Origin of the sequence: Ktedonobacter racemifer DSM 44963, assembly GCF_000178855.1 — a bacterium.
Lineage (GTDB): Bacteria > Chloroflexota > Ktedonobacteria > Ktedonobacterales > Ktedonobacteraceae > Ktedonobacter > Ktedonobacter racemifer.
Genome location: NZ_ADVG01000003.1, coordinates 804346 through 816622, shown reverse-complemented (window position 1 = coordinate 816622; position 12277 = coordinate 804346). Strand labels below are relative to the sequence as shown.

Genomic DNA, 12277 nt, shown 5'->3' with positions numbered 1-12277 from the left:
CACGTTAATAATGTTTGTATAAAGAATATACGTTATACTTATCCTGAGAACCATAAAAATTCTCTCTTCTATTTTGCCTCTGGTGTCATCCCTCTCTTAACCAAAGAGGGTACGCTTTTCATTCAGAAAGGGAGTTTTGTATGAAAAGACTATTTCTACTCATCCGAGATTTTGGCGTCAAAAGGCGCTTCTTGCTCGCCCTCGTCCTTGTATTTCTGCTTGTGGTTGTAGGCGTGGGATATTCGTACAACTCGCTTGTCAGCGCGAAGCCCGCACAGCCACAGGACCTGCAAGACGCCGAAGCGGACCATGAGAGCCTTAGATCTCAACCATTGAGCAGCACGGGAAGCTGTGGTGTGGAGCGCTGGGCGGTCAAAACAGGCACGGATGCCGATATTGGCCTGGTCAATCTCCAGTCAATCACCCCGACCACAATTGCCACGTTAACTGCGCTATCTGCTCCAAGCAATCTGCCAGCCAATAACCGTATCCAGCCAACCGAGACTACTGTCTACCAGGTCCAGGGTACACTGACGCAATATAAGCTGGAGAGCGATTCCGACTATCACCTGATTCTCAGCGATACATCGGGCAAGACCATGATTGTCGAGATTCCAGATCCAGCCTGCGTCGGCTCCTCCAGCCCGTTGCTATCGGATATTCAGAAGGCTCGCACAGCCTTTGACGCTCGCTACAACGTTACTAGTAGCTTTCAGACCGCCAATGTCCCTGTGACCGTTACTGGTGTCGGCTTCTTTGACTTCCTGCATGGTCAGACGGGTGTTGCCCCCAACGGCATTGAACTACATGCCATCCTCGATATTCAGTTTGGCAGTGGTAGCGGCGGCACGCCAACCCCCACTCCAACGCATACTCCATCTACTACACCTACGCCCTCTCCAACTGGAACGCCGACGGGCAGCAACCTGATTCAAAATGGTGGTTTTGAAGCGAGCGGCAACTGGACCTACTCGGGTTCGCCCAATCCGGTACGCTCGACCACTCAGAAACACAGTGGAAGCTACTCGTTGCGTGTCGGTGCCACCAGTGGTCAGCAAGGGGATTCAATCGCCTACCAGATGGTGACTATTCCCAGTACCTCTACCAGCGCGTCGCTCAGCTTCTACTACTGGCCAACTACTAATGACTCTAGCACCTACGCCTGGCAGGAGGTAGATGTCATTAACAGCAGCGGACAGGTCGTGCAGCAGCTCTTTAAGAAGACTGCTAACGACCGCGCCTGGGTGCAGGCAACCTTCAACCTCTCCAGCTATGCGGGCCAGACGATAGGCATCCGCTTCCTGGACCACGAGAACTCTAACAGCCAGTCCTACTACGGATATATGTACGTCGATGATGTGACTCTGATCGCGAACTAAAATCACGCCGGGCCTCAAAGCAGTCAAAGCACAACAAAGAGAGAGATATTCTTAACTTATCGAGAATACCTCTCTCTTTGTTCTCATCACGGTGACTGTTGTGAACAGTCGGATTGTTCCGATGGAGTGAGGGCGCGGGAGAGCATCTGGTGAGAGAAAAGTTTCTCTTGTCTGCTGTTCAATTCCCCTCTCTCGGCGCGATCAATTTTCCATCCTGATCGGTATTGATTTGCGGCGCTATGACATTTTTAAAGATGCACCGATAGCGCGGAGCATGGAATAGCTTGGCCGTCAACACATCGTGGATGCCTATCCTGCTCAGCGATCGATAGAGGCCAACGGCTAGCAGCGCCCCGATGGGAGAAGCAAGGACATATACCCACTGGTCGCGCCAGAACCAGGAGACCAGAGCCGGGCCAAAGCTGCGAGCAGGATTCAGGCTGGAGCCAGAGATGGGTGCAACCACCCAGTAGATGAACGCCACCAGAAGCCAGGTCATCAACGGGGTCCAGCGCATCAGATGATGACTGCTGAGGAAGAGAAAAATCGCCAGCACCAGCAGGCAGGTGAATCCCATCTCGATGAGAAAGACGCTCCAGATGGGATATCCCCTCCCTGGAACGGTGATGCCATTGTGGACACTTGCTGCCCGCTCCCTCCAGGTGAGCACAGCCAATCCCGCGCCGAACACTGCCCCGAGCATTTGGCTCGCAAGATAACCGACAAGATCGTGCTGATGCATCTTGCCTTGCAGCCAGAACGCCAGCGAGACAGCGGGGTTGAGATGGGCACCGCTCAGTTTGCCAAGAGGTGAGATTGCCACGAGCGGTCCGCTTGCCGCGAGCAGCAGTCCTGTTATCAGCCAACGCGTGCTGTTCTTGGGGAGCACGGCTGCCAGCGGCGAACCTGAGCCCAACGTGAAGGCGACCGCGCTTAACGCGATGAAGACGAGAAACGCGGTTCCCAGCAGTTCTGAGCCGTATTCGGGCCAGTGGAGTCGTTGCCACCAGAAATGCTTCTGCATGCATATCTCCAGACGTCTCCGATGAAAATGTAACCCACCTCTATGAAGGATACCTCCCCTCGAAATCTCTGCGGACGGGAGTGCCATACCATATGACCTCGCTTGAGCATGTGTATTCATCTAGTTCTGTTGCCCTCGCCAACCGACATCCAGGACTACGAGGCAATCTCGATGAGGGGGAACCGTATGGACTGCCCGGTACCTACCTGAACTCCTTCTGGCGGATGACCTCTGACTCCCGGAGTATACTGGAAGCGCGGAGAGGAAGTCATGGGTCGAAAGAGCTATTGGAAGGCGAGAAGTGACCGGCGGGATCCAGTACGAAAGTTCTAGTGCGCAGCTCGACTTCCCTGGTCAGTTGAAGCGAATGCGCAGGAATGCAATCAAGCAGGAGAGCCATACCGCAGTGAGAGGGACAGAGAGCTCTTTCATGGATCGTGGCACAGCATGCATGTCCCAGGAGTTGATCTGCTCATCGCCAAAAGGCAAACAACAGGGAGCAGAAAGGAATAACAAGTATGGGCCACGAGAACCATAATCCCCACAACACCACACCAGAGCGGGCCCCACGCTCATCCCCTCATCCTCTGCTTGCGACCAAGTTTCTCCCCCCCGTACCTACCCATGAGATCATTGCTCGCCCACGTCTCCTGGCCTTGCTCAATGCTGGCCTCCACCGACGCCTCATGCTCATCTCCGCCGCCGCAGGCTTTGGGAAAACCACGCTGCTGGCAAGCTGGGTTCGCACGTTTCCTCCAGGCCACCCGCCAGCGGCCTGGGTGTCGCTTGACGCAGGCGATAACGCTCCCGTGCAGTTTTGGACGTACGTTCTGACCGCATTGGAACAGTGCCGGCCCGGACTCTCTCCTCTCTCCGTTGCCTCCTTGTCCGAGATACCACAACCATCCTGGCAAGCAGTGCTCGCAACTCTGATCAATAACCTGGCCCGGCAAAGCGAACCCCTGGTGCTGGTATTGGATAATTATGAGGAGATTACAGAGCCCGCGATCCATGCCCTGCTTTCCTATCTGATTGAGCACCTGCCGCCCACTCTGTGTGTGGTCCTGGCGACACGGACTGACCCTCCCTTTTCCCTTGCCCGGCTGCGCGCGCAGGCCCAGATTCAGGAATTACGCACCGAACAATTACGGGCAACGAGCGAGGAGATGACCGCCTTTTTCTGGAGCGTGATGGATCTTCGGCTTGCCAAGCAAAACATCCAGTCAGTGGATGCACGCCTGCAGGGCTGGTGGGTGGGCATGCGATTGGCAGCGCTTACCTTGAAGGAAAAAGCGCACCTCGACGATCTGCTTCGAGCGCTCCAGGGAAACCATCGCGCGCTTTTCGAGTACCTGGTGCAAGAGGTGCTGAAACGACAGTCAGAGCAGGTGCAGACCTTCCTCCTGCGAACATCCATCTTATCCCGCCTGTGCAATTCCCTGTGCAGCGCGGTCCTTGAGCAGCAGGATAGCCAGCGTTTCCTGGAGGAAATAGAACGGGCCAATCTCTTTCTGAGTCCGCTTGACGATCAACGTCAGTGGTATGCCTACCATCCTCTCTTTGCCGAGGCCCTGCGTGCTCAGTTGGAGCAGAACTTCCCCACGGAGGTGCCTGGCCTGCATCTGCGGGCCAGTCAGTGGTATGCAGCCCATCAGATGCGCGGCGAAGCGATCCAGCACGCGCTGCAGGCGCACGAGTGGTCCTGGGCCGCGCTGCTGATGGAGCAGATTCCCCGTCAGGACATCTGGAGTCAGCTCGAGTATGCGTTGCTCCCTTCCTGGATGGAGCAACTTCCCCGCGAGGTCCTGCGTGAGCGGCCTCGTTTATGCCTGGCCTCTGCCCAGAGCCTGTTCTGGATCGCTCCGCCAGAAGTCACCGAAAGCTGGGTGCGCGATGCCAGACGCGCCTGGACACGAGCTCATCTACGGGAAGAACAGACACCCATGGCGCGAGATGCACATGAACCAGAGGCTCCACTCCATCTTCTGGGGGAAATCGCAGCCTTGCAGGCCACGATTGCAGGTTTCTATCATGGGGATGCGGGAGCAACGCGAGCTTTTTGTCAGGAGGCGCTCACCCATCTTGAGGAGCAGCAATGGGCCGCACGGGTCCAGATGGCATTTGCCCAGGCTCGGGCGAACGTCTCGCAGGGGCATGTCGAGCGCGGTGTCCTGCAACTGCAGGCTGAATGGAGCCGGATCAAAGCGGAGGACGATCGAACGCTCGAGAGTATCTACTGGCGCGAGGCCGTCTGGGAAAGCACGATGGCGGGAAAATTGCACCAGGCATGGAACTTGAGCCAGCAAGCGATTCACGCACTCCAAACTCTTAAGGGACCCCAGCCAACACAGATATGCTGGCCCTATACCTATCAAGCCAGGATCTTGCACGAGTGGAACCGATTAGAGGAAGCCCAACGTCTCGCTGAACAGGCAATCGAGCTCGGCGAACAGACCGAACTCATGGCATTTTTACCCCTCGCCTATACCCTGTTGTTGCGGATTACCCTCTCGCAAGGGCGATTGGAGGAGGCCAGAAAAGCCTATCGGCAGCTGGAATATGCCTGGCGAAACTCACCGTCCCCCTATCGGGCAGCGATCTGGAGCAGCGTCGATCAGATGCGTTTCTGGCTGGCAGGTGGAGATCTGGAGCAGGCACGACGCTGGGCGAGAGAGGTGAAACTGGGAGATCCGCTGGACTCTCCGCTGGCACGGGAACGACAGAATGTTGCCTTTGCTCGCTTGCTGCTTGCCGAATCCCAGGCGGACCAGGCGTTGAACCTGCTCATCCCCCTGGTAGAACGGGCAACGGTCACGCAGCGGTGGAATCATGTGCTGGAAATGTGGCTCTTGCAGATACAGGCGTATCACATGCTTCAGCGGCAGCGAGAAGCCCTATCTCTCCTGGCACAGGCCGTGCATCTGGGTGCGTCAGAAGGTTACATCCGTCACTTTGTGGATGGGGGGGCCGCCATAGCTGGATTGCTCTCCCAGCTCAGAGAACAGGAGCACCAGGAGGAAGATCACCTGTATCTGGGAACGCTTGTGCGTGCTTTCAACCAGCAGCCAGCGGCCCCGCCAGCCCATCTGGAAAGCGAGCCATCCTCAAGACTACCCCAACCGTTGCTGGACCCGTTAAGCGCGCGTGAACAGGAAGTGCTTCGCTTGCTCGCGCGTGGTGCCTCGAACCAGGACATCGCAGAGGCATTGGTGGTCGCAACCAGCACCGTTAAGCATCATATTAGTAATATCCTCAGCAAACTTGAAGCCACCAATCGCACCCAGGCGGTAGCCCGTGCGCGGGCTCTTGGTCTCCTTTCTTCAGATCCACTTGACTGAACGCGCTCATCAGAGGCTGGTATATCAGGCATGTCAGACCTGAATATATTCAACTGACCAGGGAAGTCGAGCTGCGCACTAGAACTTTTGTGCTGGATCCCGCCGGTACTTCTCGCCTTCCAATAGCTCTTTCGACCCATGACTTCCGCTCTGCGCTTCCAGTATACTTCGAGAGTCAGAGATCATCCGCCAGAAGAAACACTGTTGAGACGTGAGGGATGATCCTTTTCCTGAATAAAGTAGGAGCGTTCTTATGTGCTGGATAATTCGGCGCGCAAGGAACTGGAACAGCGAAAAGATGCCTTTTTGGGTATGGTCAGCCATGAACTGAAGACTCCCCTTGCCTCCTTGAAGCTGCAAACACAGCTTTTGCTCAAGAAACTTGAAAAACAAGACATGCCCAATATGGAGGTGGTGCGTGCTCGTATGGAAACACAGCTGAATGCTGTCACCCGCCTGGTCGACGAGTTACTTGACCTCTCGCGTATCCAGGCTGGGAAGCTGGAATATGCGCAAGATACGGTCGACCTGGGCGAGATGCTTGAGGAAGTGGTTGACATGATTCAGGATATGCACACAACCCATACCATTGCGATTCATCATGCCTTATCTCCCGCTGTCGTCGTCGGAGATCGAGATCGACTCGCACGCGTCTTCCTGAATGTGCTCAGCAATGCGATCAAATATGCTCCAGATGCTCCTTTGATCAACGTGGCACTCACCACCTCGCTAGAGGCGGTCACGATCAGTGTGCGCGATCAGGGGATCGGGATTCCACGAGAGCTGCAAGGAAGAATCTTTGAACGCTTCTACCGGGCGGTCACTCCCCAGCAGCGTGCTTTTCCAGGACTTGGGATGGGTTTGTATATTGTCGAGGAGATTGTCAGGCATCATGGGGGAACAATTCGGGTCGAAAGCGAGATGGGAAAAGGATCAACCTTTTACGTCACGTTCTCCCTTGCAGCCTCACAAGAAGAGGTTACCAGAAGTATAGAAGAGGAACAGTGATGAGCAAGAGCCAATGTGCAGATCGTGAACCTGTTCGCAGCAAACGTATTCTCATCGTCGAAGATGATCATCTCCTTGGCGATCTCCTGCTGGAAGCCCTCCAGGAGGAGGAAGTCTATCAGGCATGCCATGTTCTCAGTGGGGAGATGGCACTGAACATCCTGCAAACGGATGTTCCTGCGTTACTGCTGCTGGATTATCATCTTCCTGGGATGAACGGCCTGGAGCTCGCAGATTGGCTGGGGAGTCGGGAGGAATATGATCATATCCCTATCCTGCTGATGAGTGCGGATGTGCCGCAGGAAGTCAGTGGCTACAAGCACCTCAGAACGCTGCAGAAACCCTTTGAACTGGCAATCCTGCTACACCTGGTCGCGGAATTGTTGACCTGAGAAGCAAAGGATGCCCCTGGCGTAGAAAAAGTGTTAAATGGCATCCCTGTAATCTTTTGCATAAATAGGCGGAGAGATATGTTTGCCCTTCTATTGTACCAACGTATATCTTGAAGATGGAGCACCACTATTAAGGTATGTATTTCGCTCGTGGGAAGCACCTGTTACGTTTACGGAGAAGCAGAAGGAGAACACTGAGATGCCCCAAGCTACCAACTATGATGCGATTGTGATCGGAACCAGCCAGGGCGGCAGATTCCTCCCCATAGCATTGGCGAAGGCAGGCCGAAAAGTGGCGCTGATCGAGCGCGGCCACATTGGCGGTGCCTGTGTCAATGTGGGCTGTACCCCTACCAAAACGATGGTCGCCAGCGCACGCCTCGCCTACCTGGCAAGGCGTGGCGCTGACTACGGCATACATATTGGCCCCATTTCGGTCGATCTGCAGGCCGTACGCACACGCAAACAAGGGATCGTCGAAGGCGCGCGCCTCGGCTACGAGAGCCGTCTTACAGCAGCGCAAGAGCTGGATCTGCTGAGGGGTGAAGCCCATTTTCTCGCCCCAAAAACGCTTGAGGTCTCTCTCAATGGTGGCAAGACGCGGGAGATCACCGCGCCACTGATTGTTATCGATACCGGCGACCGGCCTGAACAACTAGAAATCAAAGGCGTCGAGAGCGTACCCGTGCTCAATTCAACCACGCTCATGGAACTGAACACGCTCCCCGAACACCTGCTCATCATCGGTGGCGGCTACATTGGGCTGGAGTTCGGACAGATGTTTCGTCGCTTTGGCAGCCAGGTCACGATCATTCAGCGCCGTCCACGTTTGCTGATGAGCGAGGATGAAGACGTGAGTGACGAAATAACAAAGATTTTGCGCGAGGATGGGATCACGGTCCTGACCGGAACCACGCCCCAACAGGTGGAGCCACTCAGCGGAGGACGTATTCAATTGACCGTGCGCACGCCTCAGGGTGAACAGCAACTCATCGGCTCACATCTACTGGCAGCAGCCGGCCGCGTCCCTAACACCGAAGATCTCACCCCCGAAGCTGCTGGCATCCAACTAAACAAGGAGGGTTATATCCAGGTCAATGAGCAGTTGGAGACGAGCGTTCCTGGCATTTACGCGATGGGTGATGTGAAAGGCGGGCCAGCTTTTACTCACATCTCTTACGATGACTTCCGCATTTTGCGCACCAATCTGCTGGAGCATGGCAACGCCAGCACGCAGGGTCGCCTTGTTCCCTATACCATTTTCATTGACCCCCAGCTTGGGCGCGTTGGCATGAGTGAAAACGAGGCCAGAAAACAGGGGCGTAACATCCGTGTGGCGAAATTGCCCATGAATGCCGTACCCCGTGCTCTAGAAACCGGCGAGACGCGCGGTTTTATGAAGGCTATCGTCGATGCCGAGACCCAGCAAATCCTGGGCTGCGCCATCCTGAGTTTAGAAGGGGGCGAGATTATGACGATCATCCAGGTGGCAATGATGGGGAAGTTGCCCTACACAGCCTTAAAAGAAGGCACGTTCACCCACCCACTCCTGGCTGAAGGGCTCAATGCGCTGTTTATGACGCTTGATTCTTAGGGTAGCTCATTCATCGCCAATTTGTTTGGACTGGCTTCGGGGACACTCCTGAAGTTTGGAGCCAGACCACCCTCAACTCTATACCACAGCGTACCGCTCTAATGGACAGGGGAATGACTGGCCTTTCAGACAATGCTGGATGTTCATTTGTGCCTTACACTCTTTTTGTAACGAGGCCAAGCTTTCCTTAAAGGCTATAAAGAGAGAGACGTGTGTGTAAGATGAGCATAAATGGAAATGGATTTTCAGAGAGAAAAACTATTCTGGTTACAGGGGCGACTGGCAACGTCGGTCGACATGTTGTGTCTCAGTTGCTGGACATGGGCGCGCCTGTTCGGGCGCTGGTGCGCAATCCCGGCTCTGCTGATTTACCAGGCGGGGTCGAGGCTGTGCGTGGAGATTTTGCTGCTCCAGACACTCTAGCCGAGAGCTTAGAGGGCGTTGAGTCAGTATTCCTGGTCTGGCCCGGCTTGCCTGTCAGCCTGGCACCAACGGTTCTAGATGCGCTGAAGAATTCCACCGGGCGCGTTGTGTATCTCTCATCGATGAGTATACAAAAAGATCTCACGCAACAGGCTGACCCGATCACCGACTTTCACGCCACTATCGAGAGGCTGATCGAAGGATCTGGCCTGGATTGGACCTTCCTGCGTATCAGTGGACTCGCGACGAACACACTGGGTTGGGCGCAACAGATTCGCTCTGGCGATATTGTGCGCTGGCCCTATGCCGCGGCTGCCAGGTCACTAATTCATGAGAAAGACGTGGCAGCGGTGGCGGTTCGGGCCTTGACCAGCGATACACATAACGGGGCGAGATATATCCTGACTGGCCCGCAGGTACTCACTCAGACAGAACAGGTGCAGGCTATTGGCGAGGCTATTGGGCGTCCATTGCGTTATGAAGAGATCTCGCCCGAAGTTATCCGGCAGCAGATGCTTACCCAATTGCCGCCCGCGATGGTAGATGGCATGCTCAACGCCTGGGCGGGATTCGTCAGGGAACCAGAGCCAATCTCGTCCATAGTAGAAGAGATCACCAGCGCCCCGGCACATACCTATAAAGAATGGGCAATTGATCACGCCAGCGACTTTTCCTAAAAGTATACGCGTGCTTCACAGCGTCGGGGTAAATGATATGAAGAATGGCTCTGACATACTTTTGCTGATAAATTAAACGAATTAATAAAAAGCTGGCGCAAACAGAAGTAGCTTGATTCGTGGTATCATAACTCCATGAGTACATACCAGACAGACTCCCGCATCGACGAATACATTCATACTCTCCCTGGCTGGCAGCAGGATATTTGCCGCCAGGTACGAGACCTGGTGCACGCCGCCGATCCGGAGGTGATTGAGACCATCAAGCGCACCAGGCAGCCTTATTTTACGCTGAATGGCAATATATGCGCGCTGCTGGGAGCGAAGGATCATCTCAACATTTTCATCTACGATCCCATAGCGCCCGATCCCGAGGGCATTATTAACCAGGGACAAGGGAACCTGACAGCGCGGGCGATTCAAGTCCGTCAGGGCGAAACCATCAACGAGCGCGCTCTTTTGAACCTCTTTAAAGCCATTATCGCCAATAACCGCGCGGGCGGGTGGCGCAAGCTAAAAGGGCGTCACTAGCGAATGGCACAACGCTGTTAAAGCACGCGCTTATATAACATGGTTTGGCTATGCTTTTGAAAACTAACCTTCCTAGTGAGCATAACGAGCCATCAGATCAAGCATGCCTTGAGGCGCATCGGAGTGGAAGCTGATGGCGAGATTGCTTGCGGATGCAGCAGCGGCGGCTTCGCTGCGAGGAAATGACGCTTCTTCATAGAGTGCGAGAGCTGTTTCTATGTCGTCTGGATGAGCAAGAATGGTTTCTGCCAATTCTGCACCGTCAAGCATGGCGAGATTGGCACCCTCGCCAGCGAACGGTGACATCAGGTGAGCGGCATCGCCAAGCAAAGTTACCCCAGGGGTACGTTCCCAACGGTGACCAACTGGCAGTGTGTAGATGGAGCGAGGAATAAAATTTGCATCACTCTCAGTAATGAGGGCGCGTAACTGGTCATTCCAGCCAGTAAAGTGGTTGAGTAGCCAATGCTTAGCTGCCTCAGTATCACGAAAGTCGATCCCATTGGAAGCCGCCCAGAGCTCGGGAGTCTTCAGCGCAATATAGACATTGATCCGCCCCTCGCCGTCTCGGTGCGTAATCAGCCCCTTTTCGTCGGACAGCGCAAACATCGAGCCGTGTCCAACCAGGGCAGCGCTCTCAGGATGATGCACATCTGCATCAAGGAGATGAGCTTCAACGAATGAGATACCTAAGTAGATCGGTTGCGCGTCTGAAAGCAACGGCCTGACTTTTGACCAGGCACCATCCGCGCCGATCAACAACGCTGTCGTAAACGTCTCTCCACTTGCCAGCGTTACCTCATGTCTTCCACCTTCCAGTTTGACAACATTGGTCACTTTGCTTCCCCAATGAATGGTGTGAGCTGGCAGTGATTGTAACAAGATGTCGCGCAGCGCCCCGCGATCAACCTCTGGTCGAGTATCGTTACCACTGTCTTCCCAGCGAACGGTCCCGGTCTTGTCAAGAATACGCATGTCATCGCCACTTGGAATGACAATCTCTCTAAAAGCCTCAAAAAGTCCAGCCTTCCGTAAGGCAAGCTGACCCGATTCTTCGTGCATGTCCAGGACGCTTCCCTGATGACGGGCCGTAGCCGTTGCTTCAAGCTCGTAAATCGTGGCGTCAATACCGTGCCTATGCAGCACACTGGCGAGGGTGAGACCACCAAGGCCCGCGCCGATAATAGTTATGTCTTTTTCCAATAGAGTATTTTCCTTTCTGTTATGAACGATATATCGTTTATGTCTACTTTCTCAAAGGTCAATGAACGGTCAGCTTGAGTGCCGTGGCCGTTAAGAAGAGCGCAAACGCCATGATCGCTACCCACGTACGAGCCCTATCGAGTCGCTCCCACCGGCTGACCAGAGCCTGCCAATTCTTCGGTGGTGCACCAGGCTGCCAGGTGAGCACGGCTGCGTTGATGGGGGCCGTGCCGATGAGGGCGAGCACAAAGCTGCTGAGCACAACAAGCAGTCCCGTTAAGCGGAAGGCAAAGCCCTGATCGAACCCATCTAGAACTGTTATGGCAACTCCCAGGAGGATCGTCAGAATAAAGATGACAGGCATCAATATACGCAGGCTTCGTATCAAGGTTTGGCGTATCTGGATCTGCGACTGTTCGTCCAGGATGGCGGCGATTGCGTGCCCCACACCGTAGTCAATGACGAAAAGTGCGCCAGCTAAGATACCGGCGAAGAACAAGGTCACGAAGTCGAGGACGATAGCCGGATTCATGCCTCTTTTCCCCTTTCATTTTCACCTCTATCACACAATACGATATATCGTTATCGTTATTCGAAGAATAAACGATATATCGTTAACTGTCAAGGGTGCATGAAGATAGTTTTTTAAGCAAGATCCAAGAAGTTTTTGTTACTCCGGCATGCTATGCTGATTTCACATGGATTTGA

Annotated in this window: 10 protein-coding genes; 7 read left to right on the top strand and 3 right to left on the bottom strand. The window is 54.5% G+C overall.

Annotated features, from left to right (window positions below; genetic code table 11):
- The first annotated feature begins 140 nt into the window (after positions 1-140).
- The gene (locus KRAC_RS32600; RefSeq protein WP_007914726.1) at positions 141-1379 is read left to right on the top strand and encodes a hypothetical protein; all 1239 of its coding nucleotides are present in this window, start codon (positions 141-143) and stop codon (positions 1377-1379) included.
- 178 nt (positions 1380-1557) lie between these two features.
- Here the strand turns inward: KRAC_RS32600 and KRAC_RS32595 are convergent, their stop codons facing one another.
- Positions 1558-2403, bottom strand: coding sequence for an MIP/aquaporin family protein (locus tag KRAC_RS32595; RefSeq protein WP_007914724.1), 846 nt, complete (start codon positions 2401-2403; stop codon positions 1558-1560).
- 518 nt (positions 2404-2921) lie between these two features.
- Here KRAC_RS32595 and KRAC_RS32590 point away from each other — a divergent pair.
- The 6 genes from KRAC_RS32590 to KRAC_RS32565 all read left to right on the top strand — a co-directional run bounded on the left by KRAC_RS32590 (position 2922) and on the right by KRAC_RS32565 (position 10366).
- Complete coding sequence (locus tag KRAC_RS32590) at positions 2922-5741, top strand: winged helix-turn-helix domain-containing protein (protein WP_007914721.1); 2820 nt, start codon at positions 2922-2924, stop codon at positions 5739-5741.
- A gap of 255 nt (positions 5742-5996) precedes the next feature.
- Positions 5997-6749: a sensor histidine kinase gene (locus tag KRAC_RS32585; protein ID WP_007914720.1), complete on the top strand. Its 753-nt coding sequence runs from the start codon at positions 5997-5999 to the stop codon at positions 6747-6749.
- Positions 6749-7141: a response regulator gene (locus KRAC_RS32580; protein ID WP_007914718.1), complete on the top strand. Its 393-nt coding sequence runs from the start codon at positions 6749-6751 to the stop codon at positions 7139-7141. The genes KRAC_RS32585 and KRAC_RS32580 overlap by 1 nt, the downstream gene beginning before the upstream one ends.
- Positions 7142-7340: 199 nt before the next feature.
- Positions 7341-8735, top strand: a complete 1395-nt coding sequence (locus KRAC_RS32575) for a mercuric reductase (RefSeq protein ID WP_007914715.1) — start codon at positions 7341-7343, stop codon at positions 8733-8735.
- 221 nt (positions 8736-8956) lie between these two features.
- Positions 8957-9835, top strand: a complete 879-nt coding sequence (locus KRAC_RS32570; protein WP_007914713.1) for an NAD(P)H-binding protein — start codon at positions 8957-8959, stop codon at positions 9833-9835.
- Between the two features lie 135 nt (positions 9836-9970).
- Positions 9971-10366: a DUF1801 domain-containing protein gene (locus KRAC_RS32565; protein WP_007914712.1), complete on the top strand. Its 396-nt coding sequence runs from the start codon at positions 9971-9973 to the stop codon at positions 10364-10366.
- A 72-nt stretch (positions 10367-10438) separates the two neighbouring features.
- On the opposite strand, the gene KRAC_RS32560 is transcribed toward KRAC_RS32565, so the two are convergent.
- Entirely contained in the window at positions 10439-11569 is a 1131-nt protein-coding gene (locus tag KRAC_RS32560) for an FAD-dependent oxidoreductase (protein WP_007914710.1), read from the bottom strand.
- 58 nt (positions 11570-11627) lie between these two features.
- Positions 11628-12101: a DUF1772 domain-containing protein gene (locus KRAC_RS32555; RefSeq protein ID WP_007914708.1), complete on the bottom strand. Its 474-nt coding sequence runs from the start codon at positions 12099-12101 to the stop codon at positions 11628-11630.
- Between the last annotated feature and the right edge of the window lie 176 nt (positions 12102-12277).

Bases quoted from the DNA above. Each gene is read 5' to 3' on its own strand.
- KRAC_RS32570 (WP_007914713.1), top strand. From the start codon at position 8,957: ATGAGCATAAATGGAAATGGATTTTCAGAGAGAAAAACTATTCTGGTT.
- KRAC_RS32575 (WP_007914715.1), top strand. From the start codon at position 7,341: ATGCCCCAAGCTACCAACTATGATGCGATTGTGATCGGAACCAGCCAG.
- KRAC_RS32565 (WP_007914712.1), top strand. From the start codon at position 9,971: ATGAGTACATACCAGACAGACTCCCGCATCGACGAATACATTCATACT.
- KRAC_RS32595 (WP_007914724.1), bottom strand. From the start codon at position 2,403: ATGCAGAAGCATTTCTGGTGGCAACGACTCCACTGGCCCGAATACGGC.
- KRAC_RS32555 (WP_007914708.1), bottom strand. From the start codon at position 12,101: ATGAATCCGGCTATCGTCCTCGACTTCGTGACCTTGTTCTTCGCCGGT.
- KRAC_RS32580 (WP_007914718.1), top strand. From the start codon at position 6,749: ATGAGCAAGAGCCAATGTGCAGATCGTGAACCTGTTCGCAGCAAACGT.
- KRAC_RS32590 (WP_007914721.1), top strand. From the start codon at position 2,922: ATGGGCCACGAGAACCATAATCCCCACAACACCACACCAGAGCGGGCC.
- KRAC_RS32600 (WP_007914726.1), top strand. From the start codon at position 141: ATGAAAAGACTATTTCTACTCATCCGAGATTTTGGCGTCAAAAGGCGC.